28 protein-coding genes and 2 pseudogenes are annotated in these 25,408 nt (G+C 68.6%); 12 read left to right on the forward strand and 18 right to left on the reverse strand.

All coding sequences use genetic code 11. The features are described 5' to 3' along the window. The first annotated feature begins 279 nt into the window (after window positions 1–279). Complete coding sequence (locus VS93_RS09955; RefSeq protein ID WP_052745653.1) at window positions 280–1,563, forward strand: helix-turn-helix domain-containing protein; 1,284 nt, start codon at window positions 280–282, stop codon at window positions 1,561–1,563. 10 nt (window positions 1,564–1,573) lie between these two features. Continuing rightward, window positions 1,574–3,064, forward strand: a complete 1,491-nt coding sequence (locus VS93_RS09960; RefSeq protein ID WP_236700450.1) for an aldehyde dehydrogenase family protein — start codon at window positions 1,574–1,576, stop codon at window positions 3,062–3,064. A 99-nt stretch (window positions 3,065–3,163) separates the two neighbouring features. Here VS93_RS09960 and VS93_RS09965 read toward each other — a convergent pair whose 3' ends face one another. Further along, the gene (locus VS93_RS09965) at window positions 3,164–3,931 is read right to left on the reverse strand and encodes an IclR family transcriptional regulator (protein ID WP_046469689.1); all 768 of its coding nucleotides are present in this window, start codon (window positions 3,929–3,931) and stop codon (window positions 3,164–3,166) included. Window positions 3,932–4,220: 289 nt separating this feature from the next. On the opposite strand from VS93_RS09965, the pseudogene VS93_RS30340 reads away from it, so the two are divergent. The 4 genes and pseudogenes from VS93_RS30340 to VS93_RS30345 all read left to right on the forward strand — a co-directional run. Continuing rightward, window positions 4,221–7,102, forward strand: a pseudogene (locus VS93_RS30340) (acetolactate synthase catalytic subunit); the annotation flags it as partial. 126 nt (window positions 7,103–7,228) lie between these two features. Further along, window positions 7,229–7,579 carry an AMP-binding enzyme gene (locus tag VS93_RS31365; RefSeq protein ID WP_236700458.1) on the forward strand — a complete coding sequence of 117 codons (351 nt, stop codon included), beginning with the start codon at window positions 7,229–7,231 and terminating at the stop codon, window positions 7,577–7,579. Further along, window positions 7,530–8,165: an SDR family oxidoreductase gene (locus VS93_RS09980; protein WP_201776592.1), complete on the forward strand. Its 636-nt coding sequence runs from the start codon at window positions 7,530–7,532 to the stop codon at window positions 8,163–8,165. Before VS93_RS31365 ends, VS93_RS09980 begins: the two co-directional genes overlap by 50 nt. Next, a complete protein-coding gene (locus VS93_RS30345) occupies window positions 8,162–8,395 on the forward strand; it encodes a Rossmann-fold NAD(P)-binding domain-containing protein (RefSeq protein ID WP_201776593.1) in 234 nt (77 codons plus the stop codon). Before VS93_RS09980 ends, VS93_RS30345 begins: the two co-directional genes overlap by 4 nt. Before the next feature lie 333 nt (window positions 8,396–8,728). Here VS93_RS30345 and VS93_RS09985 read toward each other — a convergent pair whose 3' ends face one another. The 3 genes from VS93_RS09985 to VS93_RS30350 form a co-directional block, all read right to left on the reverse strand. Beyond that, window positions 8,729–9,448 carry a DUF1707 SHOCT-like domain-containing protein gene (locus VS93_RS09985; protein ID WP_338022713.1) on the reverse strand — a complete coding sequence of 240 codons (720 nt, stop codon included), beginning with the start codon at window positions 9,446–9,448 and terminating at the stop codon, window positions 8,729–8,731. Window positions 9,449–9,670: 222 nt separating this feature from the next. Then, window positions 9,671–9,976, reverse strand: a complete 306-nt coding sequence (locus tag VS93_RS26875; RefSeq protein WP_156184760.1) for a hypothetical protein — start codon at window positions 9,974–9,976, stop codon at window positions 9,671–9,673. Between the two features lie 19 nt (window positions 9,977–9,995). After that, window positions 9,996–10,661: a helix-turn-helix transcriptional regulator gene (locus VS93_RS30350; protein ID WP_052745655.1), complete on the reverse strand. Its 666-nt coding sequence runs from the start codon at window positions 10,659–10,661 to the stop codon at window positions 9,996–9,998. A 228-nt stretch (window positions 10,662–10,889) separates the two neighbouring features. On the opposite strand from VS93_RS30350, the gene VS93_RS29025 reads away from it, so the two are divergent. The 3 genes from VS93_RS29025 to VS93_RS29030 all read left to right on the forward strand — a co-directional run bounded on the left by VS93_RS29025 (window position 10,890) and on the right by VS93_RS29030 (window position 11,447). Continuing rightward, complete coding sequence (locus VS93_RS29025) at window positions 10,890–11,063, forward strand: hypothetical protein (protein WP_156184761.1); 174 nt, start codon at window positions 10,890–10,892, stop codon at window positions 11,061–11,063. 70 nt (window positions 11,064–11,133) lie between these two features. Further along, window positions 11,134–11,262, forward strand: a complete 129-nt coding sequence (locus tag VS93_RS32465) for a hypothetical protein (RefSeq protein ID WP_269082822.1) — start codon at window positions 11,134–11,136, stop codon at window positions 11,260–11,262. Further along, window positions 11,259–11,447, forward strand: a complete 189-nt coding sequence (locus VS93_RS29030; protein WP_156184762.1) for a VOC family protein — start codon at window positions 11,259–11,261, stop codon at window positions 11,445–11,447. The genes VS93_RS32465 and VS93_RS29030 overlap by 4 nt, the downstream gene beginning before the upstream one ends. Window positions 11,448–11,575: 128 nt before the next feature. On the opposite strand, the gene VS93_RS09995 is transcribed toward VS93_RS29030, so the two are convergent. The 3 genes from VS93_RS09995 to VS93_RS10005 form a co-directional block, all read right to left on the reverse strand. Continuing rightward, window positions 11,576–12,547: an SDR family oxidoreductase gene (locus VS93_RS09995; RefSeq protein ID WP_046469690.1), complete on the reverse strand. Its 972-nt coding sequence runs from the start codon at window positions 12,545–12,547 to the stop codon at window positions 11,576–11,578. A 357-nt stretch (window positions 12,548–12,904) separates the two neighbouring features. Continuing rightward, window positions 12,905–13,135: a hypothetical protein gene (locus tag VS93_RS10000; protein WP_046469691.1), complete on the reverse strand. Its 231-nt coding sequence runs from the start codon at window positions 13,133–13,135 to the stop codon at window positions 12,905–12,907. Between the two features lie 124 nt (window positions 13,136–13,259). Continuing rightward, the gene (locus tag VS93_RS10005) at window positions 13,260–14,087 is read right to left on the reverse strand and encodes a manganese catalase family protein (RefSeq protein ID WP_046469692.1); all 828 of its coding nucleotides are present in this window, start codon (window positions 14,085–14,087) and stop codon (window positions 13,260–13,262) included. 306 nt (window positions 14,088–14,393) lie between these two features. Here VS93_RS10005 and VS93_RS10010 point away from each other — a divergent pair, with 306 nt between their 5' ends. Next, complete coding sequence (locus tag VS93_RS10010) at window positions 14,394–14,924, forward strand: hypothetical protein (RefSeq protein WP_046469693.1); 531 nt, start codon at window positions 14,394–14,396, stop codon at window positions 14,922–14,924. A gap of 34 nt (window positions 14,925–14,958) precedes the next feature. Here VS93_RS10010 and VS93_RS10015 read toward each other — a convergent pair whose 3' ends face one another. From VS93_RS10015 to VS93_RS10030, 4 genes are all read right to left on the reverse strand, one after another. After that, the gene (locus tag VS93_RS10015) at window positions 14,959–15,525 is read right to left on the reverse strand and encodes a hemerythrin domain-containing protein (RefSeq protein WP_046469694.1); all 567 of its coding nucleotides are present in this window, start codon (window positions 15,523–15,525) and stop codon (window positions 14,959–14,961) included. 106 nt (window positions 15,526–15,631) lie between these two features. Beyond that, on the reverse strand, window positions 15,632–15,919 hold the full coding sequence (locus VS93_RS10020) for a DUF6510 family protein (RefSeq protein WP_046469695.1): 288 nt from the start codon (window positions 15,917–15,919) through the stop codon (window positions 15,632–15,634). Next, the gene (locus tag VS93_RS10025; protein ID WP_236700451.1) at window positions 15,916–16,656 is read right to left on the reverse strand and encodes a ferredoxin reductase; all 741 of its coding nucleotides are present in this window, start codon (window positions 16,654–16,656) and stop codon (window positions 15,916–15,918) included. Before VS93_RS10025 ends, VS93_RS10020 begins: the two co-directional genes overlap by 4 nt. Window positions 16,657–16,658: 2 nt before the next feature. Further along, window positions 16,659–17,258 carry a sulfite oxidase-like oxidoreductase gene (locus tag VS93_RS10030; RefSeq protein ID WP_046469696.1) on the reverse strand — a complete coding sequence of 200 codons (600 nt, stop codon included), beginning with the start codon at window positions 17,256–17,258 and terminating at the stop codon, window positions 16,659–16,661. Window positions 17,259–17,575: 317 nt separating this feature from the next. On the opposite strand from VS93_RS10030, the gene VS93_RS10035 reads away from it, so the two are divergent. Continuing rightward, the gene (locus tag VS93_RS10035; protein WP_046469697.1) at window positions 17,576–18,058 is read left to right on the forward strand and encodes a hypothetical protein; all 483 of its coding nucleotides are present in this window, start codon (window positions 17,576–17,578) and stop codon (window positions 18,056–18,058) included. Between the two features lie 13 nt (window positions 18,059–18,071). On the opposite strand, the gene VS93_RS10040 is transcribed toward VS93_RS10035, so the two are convergent. The 6 genes and pseudogenes from VS93_RS10040 to VS93_RS10065 all read right to left on the reverse strand — a co-directional run bounded on the left by VS93_RS10040 (window position 18,072) and on the right by VS93_RS10065 (window position 23,171). Further along, entirely contained in the window at window positions 18,072–19,031 is a 960-nt protein-coding gene (locus tag VS93_RS10040; protein ID WP_236700452.1) for a quinone oxidoreductase family protein, read from the reverse strand. Continuing rightward, window positions 19,028–19,390 carry a hypothetical protein gene (locus VS93_RS10045; RefSeq protein ID WP_046469699.1) on the reverse strand — a complete coding sequence of 121 codons (363 nt, stop codon included), beginning with the start codon at window positions 19,388–19,390 and terminating at the stop codon, window positions 19,028–19,030. The genes VS93_RS10040 and VS93_RS10045 overlap by 4 nt, the downstream gene beginning before the upstream one ends. Next, window positions 19,387–20,250: a DODA-type extradiol aromatic ring-opening family dioxygenase gene (locus VS93_RS10050; protein ID WP_046469700.1), complete on the reverse strand. Its 864-nt coding sequence runs from the start codon at window positions 20,248–20,250 to the stop codon at window positions 19,387–19,389. The genes VS93_RS10045 and VS93_RS10050 overlap by 4 nt, the downstream gene beginning before the upstream one ends. 35 nt (window positions 20,251–20,285) lie before the next feature. Next, window positions 20,286–21,092 (reverse strand): citryl-CoA lyase, encoded by an 807-nt coding sequence (locus tag VS93_RS10055; protein ID WP_046469701.1) that lies wholly within the window; start codon window positions 21,090–21,092, stop codon window positions 20,286–20,288. Then, window positions 21,085–22,274, reverse strand: a pseudogene (locus VS93_RS10060) (CaiB/BaiF CoA transferase family protein). The gene VS93_RS10055 and the pseudogene VS93_RS10060 overlap by 8 nt, the downstream one beginning before the upstream one ends. An 87-nt stretch (window positions 22,275–22,361) precedes the next feature. After that, entirely contained in the window at window positions 22,362–23,171 is an 810-nt protein-coding gene (locus VS93_RS10065) for an IclR family transcriptional regulator domain-containing protein (protein WP_046469702.1), read from the reverse strand. A gap of 208 nt (window positions 23,172–23,379) precedes the next feature. Here VS93_RS10065 and VS93_RS10070 point away from each other — a divergent pair, with 208 nt between their 5' ends. Beyond that, complete coding sequence (locus tag VS93_RS10070; protein WP_046469703.1) at window positions 23,380–24,828, forward strand: amidohydrolase family protein; 1,449 nt, start codon at window positions 23,380–23,382, stop codon at window positions 24,826–24,828. Window positions 24,829–24,904: 76 nt separating this feature from the next. Here VS93_RS10070 and VS93_RS10075 read toward each other — a convergent pair whose 3' ends face one another. Beyond that, window positions 24,905–25,297, reverse strand: a complete 393-nt coding sequence (locus VS93_RS10075) for a VOC family protein (protein WP_046469704.1) — start codon at window positions 25,295–25,297, stop codon at window positions 24,905–24,907. Window positions 25,298–25,408: the final 111 nt, after the last annotated feature.

Genomic DNA, 25,408 nt, shown 5'->3' on the forward strand with positions numbered 1-25,408 from the left:
CCGAGTTGTCGCCGCGTGGCGCGACAACGTCGTCATGGTTGTGTCCGGCACGTCCCGTAGCTTCCCTGCGCGCGGCCTCCAGGGATCGTCCGTTATGACGCCGCGGTGTGCGGCTGCCACGCCGACGCGGTCTGGCCCCGCGTTCCGCCGGATGGTGAGACGTGGTATCCGTCACCGCTTTCACTGTATGGTTACGACTTAAGCTATGTCAATATATGATATGAATTTCATATATTGAAAATTGAAGGGGCGGCCATGGGATCATCCATGAGACGGGCGGTGTCCTCAGTCACGGAGCTGCGTGCGCTGCGCGACACGTGTGCCTCGCACTGGGGGGCGTTCTTCGAGTCGAGCGGCGAGGAGCCGGCGTCGTCCCTGCCACAAGAGATCCGTGACAGCTGGGCCCGCACCAGAGCGTCCGCCGCGCCGTTGGCGACGGTCGCCGCGGCGCATCTGCCGGCAACGAGTGACGCGGGCTTCGCCCTGTGCCGGGTGGCACGCCACTTGGAACCGCGCATCCGCGCACTGTCCATGGAGTCCGGTTACCTGATCGCGATCGCAGACCCGACAGGAACGCTGATCCACACCTCTGCGGGCCGGGAGATGCTCAGACGGGCCGAGCGTGTGAACGCGGTGCCTCAAAGCGCCTGGGGGGAGCGCGTGATGGGCACGAATGCCCTGAGTCTCGCACTCCGTACTGGACGCCCCGCCCAGGTGTTCGCAACCCAGCACGCCGCCCAAACGCTCCACGATTGGACCTGCTGGGCAGTACCCATACGTGCCCGGGACAGCGGCGCCCTGGGCGGGGTTGTGAACATTGCCGCCCCGTGGAATCACCACGTACCAATGGGCGCCGCGCTGGCGCGGAGCGTCGCGCTCATGGTTGAGGACGCTCAGGACATCCTGACGTTGTCGGGCTCCGGGGAGCGGCCGCATCTGGTCATACGCCTGCTGGGCCCTTCAGAGGTGGTCTTGCGAGGAGCGTCCGTTCCCCTCTCCCCGCGGCAGATGGAAATCGTCGCCATCCTCGCGATGAGGCCCGGTGGTGTCTCCCCTGATGAGTTGCACAGTCATCTGTACGGCGACCGGCGCGTTGCCGCCACGACATTGCGGGTCGAGCTGTCGAAACTGCGATCTCTCCTGGGAGGCGACGTGCTGCTCAGCCCGCCCTACCGGTTGAACGCAGAGGTGGATCTCGACCTGTCCCGAGCACTCGCGCACCTCGCGGCGGGTGAAACGCATAAGGTCCTTGATCTGCTCCGTGGAGAGCCGCTGCCCTGGTCGGACTCGCCGTACCTCCGGGAGATGTGCACGTATGTATGCGTGGCTCTTCGTAACCGCCTGCTACTCACAGGTTGCGCCGGCGATGCACTTCGGTACGCCGAAATCTTCCCTTGGGACGACGAGGTCCTTCGCACCGCGATGGCTCGCACTCCCCGGCAGGATCCGCGCACCCCCCTGCTGATGGGACGGTTGGCGGCTTCGGCCTCCCCTGCACCAACACTTCGCCAACATCTCGGCCGTACGGTCAGCGCTCAAGACTGCAACGTGCTGTCGTGGTGAGGAGATGAGAATGTCGGAAACGCTGGCGGCCGACCGGCCGAAGCACTTCCTGTCCAAGCCTGTCAAGCTGCTCATCGATGGAGAGTTCGTCGACGCCGCGGACGGACGCACTTTCACGACCGTGGATCCGGGGACCGCCGAGCCTATCGTCGATGTCGCGGAAGCGTCGGCAGAGGATGTGGACCGCGCCGTTGCGACCGCACGCCGTGCACTCGATGGTCCCTGGTCACGTCTGTCGCCCAGCGAGCGTGGCCGCATGATCCACCGGATAGGCGATCTGCTGGCCGAGCATGCCGAAGAGTTCGCTGAGCTGGAAAGCCTCGACAACGGCAAGCCCTACAGCGCCGCGCTCAACGTCGAGGTGCCCCTGGCGGTCGACATGTTCCATTACATGGCCGGCGCCGCGACACGGTTACGAGGCGCCACGATGGCCCCGTCCGTGCCCTATATGCCGGGCAAGGAATTCCACGCGTACACCGTGCGTGAGCCTGTCGGCGTCGTCGGGCAGATCATTCCTTGGAATGTGCCCCTCCTCATGGCGGCATGGAAGCTCGCACCGGCACTCGCGGCCGGGAATACCGTGGTGCTGAAACCGGCCGAACAGACACCTCTGTCCGCGCTCCGCCTGGGCGAGCTGCTGCTCGATGCCGGGCTTCCCGACGGGGTCGTCAACATCGTTCCTGGCTTCGGTGAGACAGCCGGCGCCCACCTGGCCCGGCACGACGGTATCGACAAGATCGCTTTCACGGGCTCGACCGAGGTCGGCAAGGCGATCGTCCGCGCATCGGCCGGCAGCTTGAAGCGGGTTTCGCTGGAGCTCGGAGGGAAGTCGCCGAACATCATCTTCGCCGATGCCGACATCGACGCCGCCATCGAGGGCGCCGCCCTTGCCGCGTTCTACAACCAGGGGGAGGTGTGCTCGGCCGGTACTCGGCTGTACGTGCAGGAAGCGCAGTTCGACCGAGTCGGCGAGGCGCTGGCCTCGTACGCCTCCGAAATCAAGGTGGGGTACGGGCTGCGTCCCGATTCACAGATGGGACCGCTGGTGTCGAAGGAGCATCAGGACCGCGTCGGTAGGTATCTGGACCTCAGTCAGGAATGCGGCGGGGAGGTACTCGCCGGCGGGAACCTCTTGGAGGGCCCCGGCTTCTTCGTCGAACCAAGCGTGATCGCACGGCCGAACCCGGACCACCAACTGGTTCGTGAGGAGATATTCGGCCCTGTCGTGACTGCTCTGCCCTTCGATGACATCGACGACCTCGCCGAGCAGGCGAACGACACCGTCTACGGCCTTGCCGCCGGCATCTGGACGACCGACATCTCCAAGGCGCACCGCCTCGCCAAACGTCTCAAGGCCGGCACAGTACACATCAACACCTACCACGTCTTCGCATCAGAGATGCCTTTCGGCGGCTACAAGCAGAGCGGCTGGGGAAGGGAGAAGGGCGACGAAGTGCTCGATCACTACCTCGAGACGAAGTCGGTGATAGTCGGGCTCTGACTAGCCACGGACCGTCCAGAAGGGGTGGCATCACGGTGCCCGGGGACGTGCATGGCCGCGCACCGACCATTTGCGCGGCCATGCGCATGGCCCTCACCGTCAGACGCTGAGGAGTGCGGTTGCCTGACGTGCGGCCTCCAGAACTTCCTGGACCCGCTCGGAATGCGAGCTGTCCATCCTGGACGTCGGGGCAACGATGCCGACGGCGCCGTACACCTTTCCGTCCTTGTCGAACACGGGTGACCCGATGGCGGAGATTCCCAGGCTCGACTCCTGCGCGTCCTCCGCCCAGCCCTGGCTGCGAATCACCTCGAACTCCTGATCCAGAGCGGCAAACAGGTCTTGTTGCTGGGCCTTCGTATACTCGCCCAAGTCCTTGAGCACCATCTCGCGTTGCTGCTCGGGGCTGAGATGTGCAAGCACAGCCTTGCCCGCCGCCCGAATGTATTCTCCGCCCGTCAGCCCGACGTACAGACCACTGACCCTCAGCGGCTGCGAACCCTCGACAAGTACCTTGAGAATCACGCGGTTGTTGGTCTCCAGTGTAGAGAAGAAGGCCGTCTCATCAGACTTCCGCGCGAGGTCGGTCACGAGGGCGAACAGCTTCTCGCTGACGTTGAAGCTGCGCCGGTACTGATTGAACAGGGCCCCGACGCTCGCGCCGAGGGTGAGGGTCAGGTCCGGCCGCCGTTCGAGATATCCACGACCGATCAGCGTCCGCATCAGGTGATAGCAGGTCGTGATGTTCAAGCCCAGCTCGGACGCGACCTGCTGAACCGTGGGCGGGGATTCGCGTCCAGCGACGCACTCGAGAAAGTTCAGCGCACGCTCGACCGTCTGGAGCGGCGGCTGCTTAGTTGACCGCATATTCACATTATGAAAACTAGCAGTCCGAGAACGCGGGGCGGGTGGGGCTGCCGGAGGTCTAGCTGACGCACAGCACCGCCGAGGAACCGCGGAATCTCGCGACGCCCCCTGCCGCGGCACCGATGGCGCTCCGTCCGGTCCGAAGCCCGGCCTCTCATGCCCCAGACCCGAGGAATTTCAATAGTTGATATTTATTTCATAAAATGAAATACTGATCGCGTAACGAGGAGGAAGCGCATTGAGTGACACCGTTGCTGACGTACTTGCTCACGCCCTTGCCCGGCACGGCGTGACATCGATCTTCGGTCAGAGCAACCCGACAGCCTTCATGCTGGCCGCCGAGCGGACCGGTATCCGCCAGGTCCTGTACCGCACAGAGAACGCCGCAGGCGTAATGGCTGACGCTTCGCCCGGATCAGCAATCGGATCGCCGTCGTCGCCGCCCAGAACGGTCCGGCCGCCACGCTCACAGTGCCGCCCATGGCGGAAGCCCTGAAGGCCTCAATCCCGATGCTGGTTCTGGTGCAAGAGGTACCGGCATCGGCCCGGGACCGTAACGCCTTCCAAGAACTGGACCACTTCGCGCTCTTCGCGGGGGTCTCGAAGTGGACGCGCCGGGTCGACGACCCCTCACGAGTGGACGACAACGTCGACATGGCGATGGCGGTCGCCAACAGTGGCCGACCAGGCCCCGTCGTGCTACTGCTCCCGAAGGACGTCCTGCAGGCGCCGACAGTGACAGCGCGCTTCAGCCGCAGGCGTGATCTGGGCGGGTTTCCGCTCGACCGGCCGCGGCCCGAAGCCACTGCGGTTGCGGAGGCGGCTCGCCTTATCGCTGAGGCCCGCTCCCCCCTAGTAGTCGCAGGTGGCGGAGTGCACCTATCGCGTGCGGTAGAGGAACTGGCCGCACTCCAACGCGTGGCGCACCTCCCCGTCGTGACGACGAACATGGGGAAGGGGGCGGTGAGTGAGCTGGACGCCTTGTCGTTGGGTGTCGCAGCGAACGTAACGGGTCAGCGAGGCCCGGCACACCACCATCTGTCTCTTATCCAAGAGGCCGACGTCGTCCTGCTGGTTGGAACGCGGACCAACGAGAACGGAACGGAGGGGTGGACTCTCACCTCGCCCGACGCAACATACATCCACATCGACATGGACCCATTGGAAGTCGGCCGCAACTACGAGGCGCTGCGGCTCGTCGGTGACGCACGATCGGCTCTCAGCGACCTTGCGGACGCCTTGGAGGCATGCGATCTCACGCAGCGACAGCGCGCTGCAGAGACTCTCCGCCATCGCATCACTGCGGGACATCGACGCCGCGCCGAAGAGATCGAGGCGGCGATGCCCTTCGATGCTCACCCCATCGCTCCAGAGAGGCTTATGAGGGAGCTTGACGCGTTGCTCGTCCGCGGCGACATTGTTGTCGCGGACGCGAGCTACTCCTCGTTCTGGGTAGCGAGCTACCTCACCGCCAAGCTGGCCGGTCAGCGGTTCATTCTGCCCCGTGGTCTGGCGGGGCTGGGGTGGGGTCTTCCCCTTGGGCTCGGAGTGAAGCTGGCAACTCCCGATGCCCGCGTGGTCGCCGTCGTCGGCGACGGCGGGTTCGCCCACGTGTGGTCTGAACTGGAGACAGCCATCCGCGAGGACCTCCCCCTGACCGTGATTGTGCTCAACAACCAACTCCTCGCCGCTCAGCGGCACGCCGAGATGGCAGCCTTCGGGCAGACGACCACGGGCATCAATTTCCAGCCCGTCGATCATGCCGCGATGGCGCAGGCGGTCGGGGCCGTCGGAACCCAGATCACCAACTGCTCCCAGTTGGGGCCCGAACTCAAGAAGGCTCTGGCATCCACCACGGTGACCGTGCTGGACGTGGTCGTCGATCCCGACGCCTATCCTCCGGTCCGCGCCTGGGGCGGAATCACAGACCGCATCAACCGGCGACTCCATGCCGACCCGGATGCGCCCGCCTCGCCCGACCCGAAGGATGACGGAGACGTGTCGTCAACAGAGCACGAAGCAAAGGCGGCGCACTGGCCTGCCATCACCACAATCTCCGATTGTGACTACACGATCGGTGACGCCCTCCGGAAGGCCGCTGCCCGCTGGTCCTCTCGGACCGCACTTGTGGAGGGCATCGTCGAAAGTGACGCGCGCACCTGGACCTACGCTGAGCTCCTTCGTGATTCGGAAGCGGTAGCGCGAGCTCTACTGACTCAGTTCCACCCCGGTGAACGGGTCGCCGTGTGGTCAGCCAACTCCCCGGAGTGGGTGCTCCTGGAGCTGGGAGCGGCGCTTGCGGGCATCACTCTGGTAACCGTCAATCCCGCCTATCGGTCTGCTGAACTTGAATTCGTCCTCCGGCAGTCGCGGACGCAGGGTATCTTCGTCCAACAGCAGGTCCATTCACGCGACTTGCCAGCCATGGCGCGGAATGTCTCCGTAGAGCTGCCCGAGCTCAGATTCGTCCAGTCCCTGGACAAGTGGGCCGACTTCGTTTCCCTCTCCTCAGCCACGACTTCCCGTCTGCCGAAGGTCGGTTCCACAGATCCGGCGCAGATCCAGTACACGTCGGGGACGACCGGCTTCCCCAAAGGCGCCGTGCTCGCCCACCGAGCCCTTGCCGTGAACGGCCGACTCTATGCGGAGACGATCGGGGCGACACCAGAGGACGTATGGGTCAACCCGATGCCGCTGTTCCACACGGCCGGCTGTGGGCTTGCCACACTGGGCGCCTTGCAGACCGGCGGCGTCCACGTGTTGCCGGGAAAGTTCGACGCCGATCTCATGCTGGACCTGTTCGAGCACCACCGCGGAACCATACTGCTGTCAGTGCCCACGATGCTCATCCGGATGCTGGACGCCCAGCGCGCGGCAGCGCGTGACCTCAGCTCGTGGAGGCTCGCCACACTGGGTGGCGCGCCTGTACCGGTCGAGCTCATCCGACGGGCACAGCGCGACTTCGGCGTCAACGTAGGGATCGGTTACGGACAGACGGAAGCGGCGCCCTACATTACCCACACCGTCCCGAGTGACACGCATCCGCAGTGGTGGGAGACAGTCGGACGGCCATTGCCACACGTGGAAGTAAAGATCGCCAACCAGGACACCGGCGAGTTGGTACCCCTCGGTGAGCTGGGTGAAATTTGCACGCGGAGCATTTGCGTGATGAGCGGCTACTTCGAGAATCCGGAGGCTACTAGAACGGCCATTGACAAGGATGGCTGGCTCCATACCGGCGACCTGGGAAGCATGGACGGGGCGGGCTACGTGCGCATCAAGGGCCGGGTCAAGGACATGATCATCCGCGGTGGCGAGAACATCTATCCCCGCGAGATCGAGGATCTCCTCTTCACACACGACTCGGTCGCTGACGTGTCCGTCGTAGGCCTGCCGCACCATGAGTGGGGGGAGATCGTGGCTGCGTTCGTCCAGGCCCGACCGGGCGCGACCCTCACGCCGGACGACCTGATCAGCCACTGCGCAGGCCGGATCGCTAGCTACAAAATCCCGCAGGTCTGGGAGTTCGTCGCCAAGTTTCCGCAGACAGCGTCGGGGAAGATCCAGAAGTTCGCGCTTCGCGACCACTATCTCAGCCGTGCCGGCCAACGACTCCAGCCGGACGACACTGATCGGAGAGAAGCGTGACCTCCATGAAGGACAAAACGCTCTTCATCACCGGCGGGAGCCGTGGCATCGGCCGTTCCATAGCGCTCAGGCTGCCGCGGAGGGCGCCAACGTCGTCATCGCAGCCAAGACAGCAGAACCGCACCCCAAGCTCCCGGGGACTATCCACACGGTCGCAGCTGAGATCGAGGAGGCAGGCGGGCGGGCACTCCCTCTGACTCTCGACGTACGCCAAGGCGACCAGGTCGCGAAGGCCGTCGCATCGGCCGCCCGCCACTTCGGCGGTATTGATGTGCTTGTGAACAACGCAAGTGCAGTGTTCCTGGCAAAGACCGCGGACACGCCACTCAAGCGCTTCGATCTGATGTTCGACATCAATGTGCGAGGGACGTTCACCGCATCACAGGCCTGCATCCCGTACCTTGAGCGTTCCGAGAACGGACACATCCTGACCTTGTCGCCGCCCATCGATCTGCAGGCCGACTGGTTCGCGAACCGAACCGCTTACACCATGTCAAAATACGCGATGAGCATGACGGTCCTGGGTTTGGCCGAAGAACTGCGAGCCGGCATCGTGCTGTCAACGCGTTGTGGCCGAAGACAATGATCTACACAGCCGCTTCCGCGATCTTCGGTCTCGGCCGAGCGGGCTGCCGCTCGACCGACATCATGGCCGATGCAGCCCACGCCATCCTCACTCGTCCAAGCACCGAATGCACTGGCAGCTTTTTCCTCGACGAGGACGTACTTCGCGAGGAAGGCGTCACCGACTTCGCGAAGTACGAACTCGTTCCCGGTACGCCGCCCGAAATCGATCTCTTCGTGACCCGCTCATGAGGTGGCAAGGCCTGCTTTGGCGCGCCGGCTTCCTGGTCGACGACGGCGCAGTCAGACGACACGCAGATGTCCACCGCATCAGCTATTGATCCGAAACGATAGGTGTTCTGGGCCGTTGACCCCTGTGTAAGTGAACTGGCGGGAGACGTACGGCAGTTGTCGTCGTATCGGCGCAGGAGGCGTTACGGATGCGGGTGGTCGCAGCGTAGGGGGCGGGCGGTGGCAGTGAGGATGTCGCGGCGATGTTGCAGGTCTCGCTCAAGGCGGTGGGCGACTGGTGGACGAGGTGGCGCCGCAACGTGGTGCGACTGCGGGGCGGCGGGTACCGGGAACTCAGTTCCCGATCGTCTTGCGACCCCGCTTCCACCACTTCTTCCTCTTCGGCTTCTGGTGGTCGCGCCGCTTGTAGACGCCCCAGACCGACCCCAGGAGCGACACCCCCGTGACGGTGACGACCGGGGTGTCGGGGTCGGTCATGACGGGCGGATCCCCGTCCAGCCAGTACCCGCCCATAACTCCGGCGCCATCGACCCGCACCACCACGTCGTCGGGGACGATGACCTCCACCGTGCCCAGCAGCGAATGGGCGCGGATCGTGGTCTCCCGCGCGGCGAACCTGGTCTCGCGCAGGTCGAGCGTGACCGCGCCCAGGACACTGGCCGCCGAGAACCTCTCCGGAACCACCCACGCGCCCGTCCGATCGGCTCCGGACATGACGGTGAAGGCGTTCTTGCTGGCCGGCGGCGTGTCGACCACCCGCTCAACGCCGCGAACGGGGCGGGGTGTCCCGTCGGACCGCTCCGCCGACACGGCCGCGGCGCCGGAGGCGGGCAGGTCCGCCAGCTCGCCCTGGGTCTTGGCACTGTAGGCGGCGTCCAGCCGTTCGCCGTGCTCGCCGGGATCCAGTCGGCCTTCGGCGAGCGCTCGCGCAGACTGGCGGCGACGGCGTCGCGCTCGGAGTCGGAGATCCGCAGGTGCTGCCGTTCCGGTGCGGTCTTGTCGTTGTCCTCGCCCATGGGGCCGAGTATCCCGCAGCGCCCACCGTTCTACCACCGGGGTAAGCCCTGAGACTGCCCTGGTTCCGCCCCTGTCGGGGCCGGGGCCCGCGGCGCGGGAGGCGGGTCACGCCGGCTCGGGAGGCGGGAAGCGGGTGCCATCGGCCATCGCGTCCCCAGCCTGTGGACGGCGAGGACCCATGCCGAAGCGGAGCAGACACCTCCGTACTGTCCACCGAACGCAGGAGCGGCCTTCTGCCGTGCGCGGTGTCAGCGTTTGCTAAGCGGCGGTCTTGGCGTGTTCCAGGGCGGTCCGATACTCGCCGGTCCATTCGGCGTCGCGCTGGTCCGTCGGCAGCCCGTCGAGTCCGGCGTGGAGGTGGCCCGCCGCGTCCGCGTAATCGCCCAGCGATAACAGCGCAAGACCGATGTTGAGCCGGAAAAAAGATGGCGTGTACCAGTAGACAATTCCTGGAGGATCACCAACGTCGGAGGAATACCGTGCAGCATCGTCCAGCAATCGGCGCGCCTTGGTTCCTTCGTCCAGAGCCGCGCAGCCCTGTGCCGCTTGCAGCGTGTCGAACACCTGCTGAGCGATGTGTACGTCAGGAGTGTGCAGGGCAGCTTGCGAGGCACACAACACCCATGAAGCGCCCTTGCTGACGTGCTACGTAGCCGCGAAACGACACGGCCACCGCCCCCACTGTTGGGGCTTCTGCTTCGTCTGCCATCTCTTCCGCGCGCCCCAGCATGGTCACGGCTTCCTTGTCCCTACGAACGGCCGCAAGCAGCCAACCGGTGTACTGGGTCCATTCCGCTGCTACAGCCAGCAAGGACTTGTGGCGCGGCCCGCGCGCTTCCCGGGCAAATCCGCTCACCGTGTCGAGCTGTGCCCTGGCCGCCGGAAGTATCGCGGCCGGACCTACGGCGTCCTCAAGCCGCCGCTGTGCGGCCAGTACCTCCGCGAGGGCTTCCACGGTCCTCGCATCGATGCGGGACGGCGCGGCGACGCTACGGGCGATGCGGTCGCGGTCGTCCTCGTTCAGCACCGTTGCGCGTTCCAGTTCCTCCCGTGGGATGTCGAGAACGGAGGCGAGGTACGGCAGCCAGAACCTGGGCACCCGGCGTCCGGACTCCCAGCGGTAGACCTCCTGGCGCGTCACCGTGGGACGGCCGGACTCCGCACACAGCACATCGGTCAGCCGCTGCTGCGACCAGCCGCGCACCGTGCGGTGCCGTTTGAGCATCTGCGGGAACGTCTCGGGGGCCATGTATCCATTTTGACTTCTTCCCCTCCCCGGAAGGAGGGGATTTCCACCCTTGGGGAAACGGGTTTCCTGCATGACCCGCGTCCTGGCCTACAAACCGGCCTATGGATCGGCCGACAGACAAGCGGATCCGGAATCTGTGGACGCGCAGAACAGTGGTGGGAAACATGACCCCCGCGACGGCGGCAACCGTCCGGGGGCGCGGCCACCAACTACCCAAGAGTTGATGACATGGTCATCCTGCCACCGCGCCGAAACGCGCGAATCCGCCCCTACCTGCTCGCCGCCGAGCAGCGGCAACGGGCCGAGCGGCGGCGGCGCGCGGCCTGGATCGCGCGCCGCCGGTGTTGGACCACCGCCGCCGATCGCCTTCTCGGCCTTCTCCCCGAGGCGGTGACGGCGTGAACGACGTCCACTCGAACAACTACCTGTCCACCGGCGAAGCCGCACAGGTCCTGGGCATCGCCCCTCCACCATGCGGGCCTGGGCGCGCAAGGGACGGATCCGCTACCTGCGCAACCCCCACACCGGATGGCGGATCTACCGCGCCGGCGACGTCTGCGCGCTGCGCGAGGCCCGGCAGAAGGCGGAGCAGTGCGAGTGACCACCTACTGCGAGATCCGCCAGGTGCCCGACCTGGACACCCTGCACGCCTGGGCCGCCGCTGCGGGAGTGCCCGTCTGCCAGCGCGGGATCACCCTGGACGGCAACGAGACGTCTACGCCGCCACCCACGGGGCCACCACGCTCATGTGCGTCGTGCCCAACCGCCACCAGCCCTCACCCCTGAACTGGCAATCCCCCTTCGAACACATGTGACCCCCGTCCGCTTCCCGCCCCTTCGCAGGCGCGCGGACCCGCCCCCGCCGCAGGACGGATTGCGGCGGGGGTGGCTGCACGTTCGGGTGGCGGCGCGCCTCACCGCCGCCGTCGGCGCACGATCGCGATGACCGCCCCGGTGGTGAGCGCGGCCACCGCGATCCGGCGGAGGGCGGTCTGCCGCCGGCCGTGCCATTGGCCGTGCACCGCTCCGCTGCCCGGGGCCGGTTGGTACAGGTTGCCGCTGGTGATCGGGGCGGGCTCGGTGCGCGACAGGTGGGAACGCTCCACCTGGCGGGCCATCATGCGCTCGGCGAGCCCCGGCGCCGTCTTGGCCTGCGAGACGAGAGCCCGGCCGGCGGGGCCGACGATGACCTCCCGGCGCGGGCGCCGCACGAGTCCGACGATCGCCGACGCCACGCGCTCGGGCGAGTAGACCAGCGGCATCGCGAGGATCCTGCGGCCCGTGTAGTTCGCCGAGTGCTCGAAGAGGGGAGTGTCGATGGCGGCGGGCAGCACGCTGCACACCCGGACCCCGTTCGCGCCGCCGATCTGTAGTTCCTGGCGCAGGCTGGTGCTGAGCGCCCGGACGGCCGCCTTGGTCATCCCGTAGGCGTGGGTGTAGGGCTGGGGCACCACCGCGACGACCGAGGACACGTTGATCAGTACACCGCTCCCCTGCTCCCGGAAGTGCGGCAGGACGGAGCGGGCACCGTGCACGTACCCCATCAGGTTCACGTCCACGATCCGGCGGAAGTCGTCCAGCGGCATCTCGGTGAACGGGGCGAAACCCGTGAGAGCGGCGTTGTTCACCCAGACGTCGATCCGCCCGTACCGGTCGAGCACGTACTGCGCCAGGGCGTCGACCGACTCGCTGTCGGCCACCTCGGTGACCACCGGCGTCGCCGTGGCGCCGTGCGAGCGGCACTCCTCGGCGACCTCGTTGAGCGCCGCCTCCCGCCGGGCCGCCAGGACCACCACGGCGTGCCTCCTGGCGAACGCCAGCGCGGTCGCGCGCCCGATCCCGCCGGACGCACCGGTGACAACGACGACAGAATCCCTGATACGCACGATCGTGTCCCTCCCCTACCCGGCTTCTCATCGAGCGTCCGGCGCTCCGCGCTGCCCGCCGCACCGGTCCCCCTCGTCGCCGGCCGTGCGGACGCCCCCGGACGCGGCGCCCCGAATGCCTCGCCCTGCCCGCGGACCTGCGGTCGGAGTGGGGGCACCCGGGAGCTGCGCGCCGCTCGCAGCCACCGGATCGTCTTCCCCGCCACCCGGTGCGAGTGGAGGGCCGCGCCCTGCTCTCATCGGCGGCGTCGCTCGGTACGCGGTCCACCGTGGACCGGCCGGGCCCCCTCCGCTGCGCCCGTCCCGGATAGCGGCGGGCCGGCCACTGGTGAACGGCGGAGGCGCGGCGGGCAGCCGCTACCTCTTCTTGTCCATCTGCTCGTCCAGGCGCAGCGCCGTCCCGAGTATGAAGAACGTCGGCGCCCACTGCCCGACGAACAGCGCCCGGTCCTCACCGCGGTTCGTCGTGGTCTCCGTTTTCGTCTTCTTGGAGACCAGCCACGTCGTGGCGCTGAGTCCGATGGAGGCGATCCCCGCCATGTAGGCCATGGTGGACGTGACACCCATCTCGCGGAGCTTCTCGATCATGGTTCCCCCTTTCCTGCGCCGGTCTGAACCAGTGCGACCGGCAACGAGGTGGTCTCGGCGATCGAGCCACCCGGTGCGGTCGTTGCTCCGGCCCCGTCGCCGGCGACCGCGTCCACAGTTCGTTCTAGGTCCTCTTCGCTGTGGTGCTGTAGTGGTGTTCGGCGGGCGGCGGAGCGGAAGCCGGGGCGCCCTCCGGTCTGGGATCGGGCAGGAACTCGAAGTCGTGGCGCCCGTCCGGCGCCTGCCCGTGTGCCCACGGGCCGTTCTCCGACTCGGTGCCGTCCGAGAGATGCCACATCGTCCGCGCGTGCTCCTGGTTCTCCTCGTCGAACAGCGCACTGGGAACCACCGGGTCCTCAAGGCCGTCCTCCTGGAGCTGCTCGATGGCCGCGAGCCACTGGTTCTGGTGGACCGTGTCGCGGGCGAGGTTGAACTGCAGCATCGACTTGACGCCGGGGTCGTCGGTCATGCGGTACAGCCGGGCCGTCTGCAGTCGTCCCTGCGCCTCGGCCGCCACATTGGCCCGGAAGTCCGCCATGAGGTTGCCGCTGGCCACGATGTACTTGCCGTTCCAGGGGGTCCCCGCGGAGTCGGCCAGTACCGGTCCGCCGCCGCCCACAATGGCGTGCTGCGGGTTCATACCGCCCATCACCGCCGCCACCGCCGGCTCCTTGACCGCGTCCGCGGTCACGTCGTCGGGAGCGTCCTCCAGCAGCCGGGCCACCATGGTGGCGATCATCTCGACATGCCCGATCTCCTCGGTCGCGATGTCCATGATGAGGTCTTTGTACTTGCCTTCCATCCGGCAGTTCCATCCCTGGAACAGGTACTGCATCGTCACGGTCATCTCGCCGAACGCGCCGCCGATCAGCTCCTGGAGCTTCATCGCGTAGAGCGCGTCGGGCTTCTCGGGCTTCGCTTCGAACTGCAGGTTCTTGGTGTGGCGGAACACGTCTCTGCCCCCTCGCAGGCTCTGGTCCCGGTTCCCTCCGGGCTGGCTCAACGGCCACGTACCGAACTACGGCTGCTACCCCCACGGGCCGGAACGATGCGCACCGCGATCACACGGCTGGGATCCGCGCTGGTACGGCCGGAAAGGCCCCCTATAAGAACTACCTGGTCATTCCGGATAACCGGCGGCGCCACGCCGCTGGGAGCCGTCGAGTGGGCATCCCTGGCCGAAGAGATTGCGGACACGCAGCGTGACGTTCTTTCAGCGGGCCCGGTTGGGCGTATCCCCGCCGGGTAGCGGGCGCCCATGTGGCTCGTAGCGATCACGCGCGGAATGGCCGCCGGCCTCGCGGGCGCGGTGGCGATGTCGGTTACCGAGAAGATCGAACAGGCGTACACGCGCCGGCCCGACTCCCACGTCCCCGCCCGGACGCTGGAGCGCCTGCTCGGTCTGCCGGAACGTCCCGGAAAGCAGCCCTACGGGTGGAACCTGGCGATGCACTTCGGCCAGGGCACGCTCATGGGCGGCGTGCGCGGTCTCCAGGCCGCGGCGGGGCTTCGGGGGCCGTGGGCGTCGTCGATGTTCCTCGTCGTACGGCTGACCAGCGACCAGATCCTGGAGAACGCCACCGCGGTCGGCGCTCCGCCGTGGACCTGGCCCCGGCGGGAGCTGGTCGTCGACCTGCTGCACAAGTCCGTCTACGCGTTCGTCACCGGGATCGTGGCCGATCGCCTGGTCGGCAGGCTCACACCCGGGCCGGGACGTGTCCACGCGATGATGCGGCCGGGGCGGCGCTCCGGTGTCGGGCCCCCGCCCCGTCCGTCAGGAGCCGGATGACCGGGCGGCCAGGGCGGCCTCAGTGCGCGGCCGGTCAGGCGCCACGGCCAGTCAGGGCGTCGCGCATCCGGTCGATCATCCCCGCGCCGGGGTCGAGGATGCGGTTGGCGGGCGGTGTGTCGGGCGCGTTCGGGTGCGGGCGGGTGGGTGCGGTCGTCTTCGCGTTCTGCACCTTCCGCCCCAGTTCCAGCAGCTCCTCCCGGGAGCACGCCTGCCGCAGCCGCGGCAGCAGGTCGTTCTCCTCGTCGGAGACGTGGTGGCGGATCTCCTCGATCAGCGTGCGCACCAGATCCTCGTAGCGCGGATCCGTGGTGTCCATGCCCACGAGTTCGTCCATCACCCGCTCGGCCTGGGCGTGCTCCTCGATCTCGTGGTCGGCGATGCGGTCGCCGTCGTCCAGTACCCGGCGCGTGAGCGGATACATGTGGTGCTCCTCGGCCACCGAGTGGCGCACCAGCTCGGTGATCACGTGGTCGACCAGCTCCTTGCGGCGCTCGGGCTCCAACGCGCTGTTCTCCAGCTCGGTGAAGACCTCCTCCACACTGCGGTGGTCGGAGACGATGACGTCCACCAGGTCCTGTTCCCGATCGTTCGCGGCCATGGTTCCCCCAATCGTCGGTCGGTCCTCGGCACGACTACCCGAAAGCGGCGTCAAGGCAACGCCGCGCACACGAGCGGCCGGGGAAACGGGAAGCCGCCCGGTCTCCTCACTCCAGGTGCAACCGCAGGCAGCCGGTCCCGCCGAGGTCCAGCCAGACGGTGTTGCCGTTGCGCACCAGACGCAGCACGAGCGACTGGCAGTTCGGGCAGCGCGCCACCAGCCCGGGGCAGTCGACGTAGACGTGCAGCTGCGCGAACGCGCCACCGTGGCCGCACATCGAGCACCGGCGGAACGCCGGGGTCAGGTCGACGGCGAAGATCTCCGACAACGGCCCGGCGAGCATGTTGGCGTCGAGCCGGCGCTCCTCGGGCAGGAAACGGGATGAGGTGGTCATGGGTGTCCTCCGGTCGGGCCGAATCGCTCCGTCTTGATCTTCCGGGGGTCGTGCCCCAGGGCCACCAGCGCGTCGGCGGCCGCCTCGACGAACCCCGTCGGGCCGCACACGAAACAGAGAGGGCCCAGCTCCGGCGGGAGCCCGTGCGTGTTCAGGTCGGCGATCCCGAGGCGCCCCGGATGCCGCGCCGCCCCCTCGGGGACTCGGCGCGTGTAGGCGACGAAGACGTCCAGTCCACCGTCGCCGGACGCGGGCGGGCCGAGCTCACCGGAGTAGTACCGCTCTTCGGGAGACCGAACCGAGTAGAGCATGCGGAACAGCGCCTTGGACCGCTCCTTGCGCCTGGCCCTGACCATGCACATCAGCGGGACGATCCCGGCGCCGCCGCCGACCGGAACCACCGGGTCGGTCGAGGCCGGGTCCCACACAAACCAGCCGCCCAGTGGACCGCGCACCTCCAGCCGGTCGCCGATCTCCATGATGTCCACGAGGTAGGGCGAGACCTCCCCTTCGAGGACGCGCTGCACCGTGATCTCGATCGTGTCCCCCTCGGCCGGGGCCGACAGCGAGTAGCTGCGCTGAGCGGTGTAGCCGTCCTCGGCGGTGAGCCGCACGTCGACGTGCTGGCCGGGCCGGTGCCCGGGCCAGCCGCCCTCCATGCGCAGTGTCAGGCTGCGCGCCGTGTCCGTTTCGCGCCGGGCGCCGACCAGCTCGGCCGACCGCCAGTGCCCGGCCACGCTCAGTCCCCCCAGTAGCGCTGCTCGCGCCAGGGATCGCCGTAGTCGTGGTAGCCCGCCAGCTCCCAGAATCCCGGCTCGTTGTGGTCGAGCAGCCGGATACCGCGGACCCACTTGGCCGACTTCCAGAAGTACAGGTGCGGGACGAGCAGGCGCGCGGGCCCGCCGTGCTCGGGCGGCAGCGGCTCGTCCTCGTACTCGTGCACGATCCAGGCCTGACCTCCGGTGAGGTCCTCCATCGGGAGGTTGGTCGTGTAGTCGCCGTAGGAGTAGACCAGGGCGTAGTCGGCCGCGGTGTCCACCGCCGCCAGCAGGGTGTCAAGGGAGACCCCCGTCCAGTGGGTACCGGTCTTCGACCAGCGTGTGACGCAGTGGATGTCGGTGTGCGGGTGCTCCTGCTCAAAGGCGAGGAACTCCGGCCATGTCCAGGAGGTGGCCTGCCCGGACTCGGCGGTGATGGTGAAGACCCAGGTGTCGGTGTCCACGCGCGGTGTCGGCCCCGCGCTGAGCACGGGGAAGTCCTCGGTCAGGTACTGGCCCGGAGGCAGGCGCGTTTCCTGCGCGCTCCTGCGTCCGCGGAACCCTCGGGAAAACAGACTCATCGGATTACCCCCCGGTGTCATATGAGCCGTTCGTCCGGCTTTGGGGACCATCCCCGAATGCCCAGGGAAAACACGTCGTTTCTGGGGATTTGGCCGCCCGGCGACTCGTCTTGGACCTGCGGCGCCCGAAGGGCCGGATCGGGGTCGCGGACGGCGGAGCGCGCGGGCCCCGGCGCCGGAGTTTGGTCACCGTACACAGCGGATAGCAGAGCGTTATGGCTTCCAGCACGAAAGGGCGGGGGCGGTCCCTGACCGCCATCTGGGCCCGGCGCGCCATCTGCGTCTGGGTGTGCCGAGGACGACCGAGAGAGCATGCTGTGCCGCGCCCCCTGCTGCGCGGCGCGATGGCCGGAGCCGCGGGGACCACGGCCCTGAACGCCGTCACCTACCTCGACATGGCGCTTCGCGCCAGGCCCGCGAGCACCACCCCGGAACAGACGGTGCAGCGTTTCGAGGACCTGGCCGGGGTGTCGCTGGCCAAGGAGGGGTCCGATACCGACGAAGCGGCCAACCGGCGCTCCGGGCTGGGTGCCCTGCTGGGCATCTCCACCGGGATCGGCACAGGGCTGCTCTACGGCGCCGCCCGCGCCCGCTGGCCCCGGGCACCGTTCCCCCTGCTGGCGCTCGGGGCCAGCGTCGCCGCGAACCTGGGCAGCGTCGTCCCCATGAGCACGCTCGGTGTCACCGATCCCCGCGAATGGCCGGCGAGTTCCTGGCTCATGGATATCGTGCCGCACCTCGCCTACGGTGTCACCACGGCGGTCGCCTACGACCTTCTCTCGCGCCCTCCGGACCCCTGAAGCCGGCGGATTCTCAGGGGATCAGCACGATCCGCCCGGCCGCGGCCCCGGTGGCCTGTCGCTTCCACGCCGCGACCGCGTCGTCGAGCGGCACGGCCTCGTGCTCGACGGTCAGCGCCCCGCAGGCGGCCTGCCGCGCGACAGTGGTGAGCGCGGAGTCGCGCTGCTCGGCGGTCAGCTCATTGTTGGTGTAGCCGAGCAGCCGCAGCGACTTGCTGCGCAGCGTGGACGAGGTGATCGGGGAGGTCTCGGCGGCCGAGCCTCCGAGGTTGACGAGCCGGCCGCCCGGCCGCAGCACCCTGGTCGCGGCCGCGGCGGCGGCACCGAACAACGGGTCGAGCACGAGATCGACGGGTCCGTCGCACGCTGCCGTGAGGCGCGCGGTCAGCTCGTCGACGTCCTCGGTGTCGAGGGTAACGACGGCATCGGCACCGGCTCTTTCCGCCCGGCCCCGGCCGGCGGGCGAGCGCGCCGCGGCGACCACCCGGCGAGCGCCGGCGGTGCGTGCGAGCTGCACGGCGGACTGCCCGACCACCCCGCCCGCACCGAGCACGAGCACCTGCTGCCCCGCGGCCAGCTCGCCGCGCCAGGTCAGTGCCATGTGCGCGGCGATGGCCGACAACCCCAAGGCGGCGACCAGGACCGGGTCGGCGCCCTCGGGCAGCGGGACGAGATCGCTCTTCGGGACCGCGGCGGCGGCGGCCATGCTGCCGTCCCCGGGGCGCATTCCGGCCGCGGTGGGAAACCACACCGGCCTGCCGTCCACCGTGCCGACACCCTGCACGCCCGGTATGTAGGGCGTCCGCGGAGTGCCGAAGTAGGAGGTTCCGGTGGCGCACAGCAGGTCGAGCGGGGTGATCGGCGCGGCGGTGACCTCGACCAGCGCCTCGTCCGGTCCGGCCTCCGGCCGCCGGCGGTCGGCCACCGACGGCGGATCGCCGGGTGTCTGGAGCAGGACGGCGCGCATGCTCATGTGGCGATGTCGGGGTAGGGCAGCGAGAAGTGGGACAGCCGCCGCGCGTACTCTTGCTGGAAGCCCAAGGGCTCCTCGTAGTCGCGCTCGAACATGGCGATGAACAGCGTGAGGGTGAGGAAAGGGTGCGCGCCGAGCTCGAACAGCGCCGGGTAGTCGTGGCCGGCGAGCGCGGCGCGCTCGGTGTCGTCGAAGCGCACCCAGGTGCTCGACTCTCCGCCGTGGCAGTTGAGGATCCGGCAGGCGTGCCGCTCCTCCCACCACGCGACGGTGCCCTCGGGGTCCTCGCGGTAGCGCTCGACCAGCTCCGGATCGCGGTCGACCGTGTAGAGGAACTTGTTGACCAGGTACTTGCTCACCGCGGGCCTCCATTGGGGTACCAGGTGAAGTAGGCCTCCATCGTGTGGAACAGGTCGTAGGTGTCGACGTAGTCGGCTTTCCGCCCCTCTCCGGCCACGCCCATCATGAGCATGAAGTCCATGAACCCGTGGGTGGCGTTGCCGGGGGCGTGCAGGCTGTCGAGCGTCACCTCGGCCAGGCATCCCTCGATGTCGCCGGTCGAGATCCACTCCACGGCGCGCTGGTCGAACTCCGGGGCGGGGCCGTGTGGGCCGAACTGGCGCGGCCCGCCGAGCTCCAGCGACAGGTGCCCGGTGCCGATCACCGCCACCCTCTGTTCGGAGGGCCAGGACTCGATCAGCTGCCGGATCGTCCGCCCCAGCTGGACGAACCGTTTCGGCCGCGGCAGCGGCGGGGCGAAGATGTTGGTGTAGATCGGCACGATCGGCAGGTCGTTCTGCGGGCGCAGCGTGATGATCGGGCAGGTGATCGAGTGGTCGATCCGCAGCTCGTTGGAGAACGCCAGGTCGAACCCGGCGTCGATGCCCTCCCGCAGCACGTAGGTCGAGAGGTCCTCCTGCCCTTTCAGCAGCATCCTCGGCAGGCCGAACTCGCGCTCCTCGTTGTAGAAGTTGCCGTCGTAGAACGGGGCCTTGCCGACTAGGAACTGCGGCATGTTGTCCAGCCAGAGTTGGTGGAAGTGATCCGATCCGACCATCACCAGCACGTCCGGGCGGGCCTTCGTCAGTGTCTCCCGGAAGGCCGTGATCTTGCGCACCCATTCGTCGGCGAAGGGGGGCCGCTCCTCGCCGGTCGCGGTGCTGGCGCGGTAGTAGAACGGATGGTGCGTGGATGCGATAACCGCGACCAGTTCGGCCATAGGGGCCTCCTTGTCCTCCGGCGGCGGCCGCCGCGTCAGTGGCCGGTGTAGGGGTCGGGGTCGACGGGCCGGGTGTTCTGGTCCACCGACAGGAAGATGTCGTTGCCGACAGGTCGGCGCAGCTCCTCGGCGAGCTGCCCGACCAGCCCGGCGGTGCGGGCCAGCAGCGCGAACCCGCGCAGCAGCTCTACCGGCAGGTCGAGGTCGGCCAGCGCCGCCCCGCACACCCCTGCCCCGTTCAGCGGCAGCTCCTTGCCCAGGACCTGCGGGTGCACGCGGCCGATCGCGGCGAACAGCGACAGGTGCGGTCCGAACAGGTCCTCCTCGGTGGCGATCCGCATCAGCCGCGGGGTGCGCGGGTCGCCCTCCTTGTGCACGTGGTGTCCCAGGCCGGGAATGAACCGCCCCTCCGCCCGCTGCGTCCGCACGGTCTCCAGGGCGAGGGCGTCCCACCCGGCGTCGTCGGCGGGCAGCGGCCCCTCCGCGCCGGCCAGCACCCCGTGCAGAAACGCGCCGGTGTCCTCGGTGACCCCGAGGAACCGCGACCCGCCGCCGAGCAGTCCGGCGGCGAGCGCGCCCTGGATCGAGTCCGGCGCCGACAGGTAGGTGAGCCGGGTGGTGATCGCGGTCGGGGTGAAGCCGTGGTCGGCGAGCGCGGCGAGCACCGCCTCGAACACCCGGGTCTGGCCCGGGGTCGGGCGCCGCTGCGTGGCCAGCCAGTACGCGAGCTCACCGAACCCGACCGTGCCCATCACGTCTTCGGCGAGGTCGTGGCCGAGCAGCGTGATCGACTCCCGGTCCGATGCGCCCAGGGCCGTCGGGTAGGCGGGACGCTCAGTCACGGTCGTCCTCCTGCGGGGTGGTCAGCCACGTGCGCAGCTCTCCTCCATGCTCGTCGTGCTCGGGCGGCGGCAGCTCGTAGCGCACCGGCGTCGCCGAGAACCGGATCGGGTGCCGGGTGGTCGGGACGGCCCGGTCGCCGTGCCCGGCCTCGACGACCGGGTCGAGCTCGAACCGTTCCGCCATCGCGAAGCCGCCGTCGATGGTGTTGATCGGGGCGCAGGGCACTCCGGCCTCGACGAGGACCTCGAACCACTCGTCCGCGCCCCGTTTGGCGAGCCGCTCGACCAGGATCGGGCGCAGCTCGCCGCGGTTGGCGGTGCGGTCGGAGTTGTGCGCGAAGCGCGGGTCCTCGGTCACCTCCGGGATACCCAGCGCCTCGCACAGCCGGCGGAACTGCCGGTCGTTGGCGGCGGTCACGATGAGGTCCCGGTCGGCGGTCGGAAGCGGCTCGTAGGGGAAGACGCTGGGGTGGGCGTTGCCCATCCGGTAGGGCACCGTCCCGCCGGCGACATAGGCGGAGCTGTGGTTGACCAGGCCGGTCAGCGCCGAGCTGAGCAGGTTGACGTCGACGTGCTGCCCCTCTCCCGTCGCCTCCCGGTGCCGGAGCGCGGCCAGGATGCCGATGACGGCGTGGTTGCCCGCCATGACGTCGAACACCGAGATCCCCGACCGGTAGGGCGGCCCGTCCGGGTCGCCGGTCAGGCTCATCAGGCCCGAGATCGCCTGGACCATCAGGTCGTAGCCGGGGACGTGCGCGCCCGCGCCCGAGCCGAAGCCGCTGATCGAGGCGTAGACGACCCCGGCGTTGCGCGCGCTCACGCTGCCGTAGTCCAGCCCGTACCGGGTCAGCCCGCCCGGCCTGAAATTCTCGATCACCACGTCCGCGCGGCGCGCCAGTTCGCGCGCCACCTCGCGTCGGCCTCGTCGCGCAGGTCCAGGGCGATCGACCGCTTGCCCCGGTTGACACCCAGGTAGTACGTCGACACGTCACCGCGCGCCGGAGGAACCCAGCCGCGGGTCTCGTCGCCCTGCGGGCTCTCGACCTTGACAACCTCGGCGCCGAGGTCCGCGAGCAGCATCGTCGCGTACGGCCCCGCCAGCACTCGGGAGAAGTCGGCCACCAGCACACCCGACAGCGGCCCGCCGGCGCCCTGCTCTTCCGACGGCGTGCTGTCCGCCATCCGCAAACACCTTTCTGCCCGCTCAGCGGACGAACGTCCGCACAACCGGATTGTTTGCGACGCGCGGCGGACTGTCAAGCACCCCGGCTAGGAGACCGCGGGCACCGTCACGTGCGGCACCGTCTCCAGGCGCGCGAAGTCGGCGCTGATGTTGCCCGCGGTCTGCAGCAGCAGCGGCAGATGGTGGTCGAGGAGCCACTCGACCGAGGTCTCGGCGGCGTGCGTGTTGACGTTGAGGCCCGCGATCACGCGCCCGGAGCCGTCCCGCAGCGGTGCGCCGATGGAACGGATCCCCCGGGCGAGTTGCTCGTCGGTCAGCGCCCAGCCCCGAGCGCGCACCTCGCGCAGCTCGGCCTCCCGTTCGGCGCGGTCGGGCTCCCAGAGCGGCACCAGGCCCGACCGGGTCGGCTCGGCCAGCACCCGATCCACCTCCTCGGCGGGAAGCGTCGCGAGCTGCACCTTTCCCAGCGACGTCTGCAGTGCCGGGAAGCGGGTTCCGATCTGCACCGCCAGCGACACGATCTTCGGCACCGCCACCCGCGCGACGTAGACGATGTCCGAACCGTCGAGCTGGCCGATCGAACAGGACTCGTTCGTCTGGGCGACGAGGCGCTCCATGTGCGGGCGGGCCACATCCCACAGCCCCATCGAGCGCACGTAGGCCACACCGAGCTCCAGCACCCGCGGGGTGAGCGCGAACCCCTGCTCGCCCGAGCGCACGTAGCCGAGCTCCTCAAGAGTGATCAGGATGCGCCGGACGGTGGGCCTGGCCAGCCCGGTCGCGGCCGCGACCTCGGTCAGCGACATCGCCGGCCTGCCAGGCTCGAAGACGCTGATGACCTCCAGTCCGCGGGCCAGCGCCTCGATGAAATCCGGTCCAGTCCCTTCACGCGGCATGACGTGACTCCCCAATCTCGATGGCCGCTGCCATGGGCAACCGCCCTCTGTCCGACTGCCGGACGTGACTGCCCACAGTCCGCGACACCCGTGCCGGCGGAGGTGGATTGACAGTAGGTCTGGCGTCGATCACACTAACCTCATCCCAGAATGACCGCTCACCGGACAAACGTCCGGAATAACGGTGCCGCCACGAAGGAGCGAAGCCATGAGCGAGCCGAACGACGTCGAGGCCGGGCGCCCCGTGGTGCTGCGCGGCGGCACCGTGCTGACCGTGGACGATGCCAGGCGGGTACTGCCCGCCAGCGACGTCCTGGTCGTCGGCGACACGATCGCCGCGATCGGGCCCGACCTGGCCGTCCCCGAAGGCACCGTCGAGGTCGACGCCAGGGGCGGCATCGTGATACCCGGCATGATCGACACCCATCGGCACATGTGGCAGACCTCCATGCGCGGCTACGGGGCCGACTGGACGCTCACCCAGTACTTCGTCTGGTATTACCTGGAGTGGGGCCGGACATTCCGCCCCGAGGACGTCCACGCCGGCAACCTGCTGTCGGCGGTCGAGGCCATCGACGCGGGTGTCACCACCACTGTCGACTGGTCCCACGGGCTGCAGACGGTCGACCACGCCGACGCGGCCGTCGACGCGCTGCAGGCCGTCCCCGGCCGGTTCGTTCTGGCCTACGGCAACATCCAGCAGGCACCCGCCGAGTGGACCGCGGCGCCCGGTTTCCGCGACTTCGTCAACCGCCGCATCACCGGCGACGACATGCTCGGTTTCCAGATCGCGTTCGATGTCACGGGCGATCCGGCCTTCCCCGAGAAGCCCGCGTTCGAGATCGCCCGCGACCTGGGCGTCCCCGTCACGACGCACGCCGGGGTCTGGGGCGCGACCGGCGACGACAGCATCCGGCTCATGCACGACCACGGGTTCATGACCCCCGAGACCGTGTACGTGCACAGCGCGTCGCTCTCCACCGACTCCTACCACCGCATCGCCGCCACCGGCGGCTCGGTCTCCGTCTCCACCGAGAGCGAGCAGAGCGCCGGCCAGGGCTACCCGCCCACCTGGGCGCTGCGGGCGCACGACATACCGGTGTCGCTGTCGACGGACACCTCGGTCTGGTGGAGCGGGGACCTGTTCTCCGCCATGCGCGCGACCCTGGGCGCCGACCGCTCCCGCGAGCACCTTGAGGCCCAGTCCAAGAGCGCCACCGTGACCCACTGCGCGCTGCGCGCCGAGCAGGTCGTCGAATGGGCGACCCGCGGTGGGGCGCGGGCGATCGGCCGCGAGGCGACACTGGGCAGTGTCGAGGTAGGTAAGAAGGCCGACCTCGTGCTGATCAAGAACGACAGCTCGCCGGTGATGTTCCCGCTGCTCAACCCCTACGGCCATGTGGTGTTTCAGGCCCAGCGCGGCGACGTGCACACCGTGGTCGTCAACGGCCGTGTGGTCAAGCACGACCACCGCCTCGTCGGCGTCGACCTCGAGAACGCCCGGCATGCGGTGGAGCGGACGGTGGAGCACCTGAGGTCGACCCTCGGGGAGGATGCCTGGCAGAAGGGGATGAACCCCGACATCCCCGCAACCAAGGTCCTCGACAGTCCCTACACCTACACCGACTACCGCGGCTCGGCCACGCACACCCGGTAGCCCGGCCCCCGTCCGTCCCGCGCGGATCCGGCTCCCCGTTGGAGGGCCGCGGTGCGCGGGACGGGCCGCCCGAGGGCTATCCCCAGCACAGGCAGAACGGGTGGCCGGCGGGGTCCGTGTAGACCCGGAAGCCGCCTTCCGCCTCAGAGCGCAGTCCCTGTGCCACCTCTTCCGCCGAGTCCCAGGGCAGCCGGGTCGCGCCCAGTGCCAGCGCCGCCGCTTCGGCCCGATCGATGTCGTCCACCTCGATGTCCAGGTGGATCTGCATCGACGAGGCACGGTCCGGCCAGCTGGGCGGCCGGTGCCCCGGGGAGTGCTGGAAGCTCAGGCGCGTGGTCGCGGCGTCGCCGATGTCCACCCAGTCGCCGTCCGCCCTCGTGATCGTCAACCCCAGCAGCTCCGCGTAGAAACGCGCCAGCGCGCGCGGGTCGCGGGCCTCCAGTACGACCGTCTGCAACCGGTTGCCCATCTGCTCTCCTTCCACGGGACCGTTAGCACCGACGATGCCGCACGGGTATGACAATGAGCGGAGTCGCGCGGTCTCCGGTGGCGCCGTCCCGCTGGTGAAAGTGCTCCTCCC

This window comes from Allosalinactinospora lopnorensis (genome assembly GCF_000981225.1).
Lineage (GTDB): Bacteria > Actinomycetota > Actinomycetes > Streptosporangiales > Streptosporangiaceae > Allosalinactinospora > Allosalinactinospora lopnorensis.

Bases quoted from the DNA above. Each gene is read 5' to 3' on its own strand.
- VS93_RS09960 (WP_236700450.1), top strand. From the start codon at position 1,574: ATGTCGGAAACGCTGGCGGCCGACCGGCCGAAGCACTTCCTGTCCAAG.
- VS93_RS09965 (WP_046469689.1), bottom strand. From the start codon at position 3,931: ATGCGGTCAACTAAGCAGCCGCCGCTCCAGACGGTCGAGCGTGCGCTG.
- VS93_RS31365 (WP_236700458.1), top strand. From the start codon at position 7,229: ATGATCATCCGCGGTGGCGAGAACATCTATCCCCGCGAGATCGAGGAT.
- VS93_RS30345 (WP_201776593.1), top strand. From the start codon at position 8,162: ATGATCTACACAGCCGCTTCCGCGATCTTCGGTCTCGGCCGAGCGGGC.
- VS93_RS30350 (WP_052745655.1), bottom strand. From the start codon at position 10,661: ATGGCCCCCGAGACGTTCCCGCAGATGCTCAAACGGCACCGCACGGTG.
- VS93_RS29025 (WP_156184761.1), top strand. From the start codon at position 10,890: ATGGTCATCCTGCCACCGCGCCGAAACGCGCGAATCCGCCCCTACCTG.
- VS93_RS32465 (WP_269082822.1), top strand. From the start codon at position 11,134: ATGCGGGCCTGGGCGCGCAAGGGACGGATCCGCTACCTGCGCAACCCC.
- VS93_RS10000 (WP_046469691.1), bottom strand. From the start codon at position 13,135: ATGATCGAGAAGCTCCGCGAGATGGGTGTCACGTCCACCATGGCCTAC.
- VS93_RS10010 (WP_046469693.1), top strand. From the start codon at position 14,394: ATGTGGCTCGTAGCGATCACGCGCGGAATGGCCGCCGGCCTCGCGGGC.
- VS93_RS10015 (WP_046469694.1), bottom strand. From the start codon at position 15,525: ATGGCCGCGAACGATCGGGAACAGGACCTGGTGGACGTCATCGTCTCC.
- VS93_RS10020 (WP_046469695.1), bottom strand. From the start codon at position 15,919: ATGACCACCTCATCCCGTTTCCTGCCCGAGGAGCGCCGGCTCGACGCC.
- VS93_RS10030 (WP_046469696.1), bottom strand. From the start codon at position 17,258: ATGAGTCTGTTTTCCCGAGGGTTCCGCGGACGCAGGAGCGCGCAGGAA.
- VS93_RS10040 (WP_236700452.1), bottom strand. From the start codon at position 19,031: ATGAGCATGCGCGCCGTCCTGCTCCAGACACCCGGCGATCCGCCGTCG.
- VS93_RS10050 (WP_046469700.1), bottom strand. From the start codon at position 20,250: ATGGCCGAACTGGTCGCGGTTATCGCATCCACGCACCATCCGTTCTAC.
- VS93_RS10065 (WP_046469702.1), bottom strand. From the start codon at position 23,171: ATGCCGCGTGAAGGGACTGGACCGGATTTCATCGAGGCGCTGGCCCGC.
- VS93_RS10070 (WP_046469703.1), top strand. From the start codon at position 23,380: ATGAGCGAGCCGAACGACGTCGAGGCCGGGCGCCCCGTGGTGCTGCGC.
- VS93_RS10075 (WP_046469704.1), bottom strand. From the start codon at position 25,297: ATGGGCAACCGGTTGCAGACGGTCGTACTGGAGGCCCGCGACCCGCGC.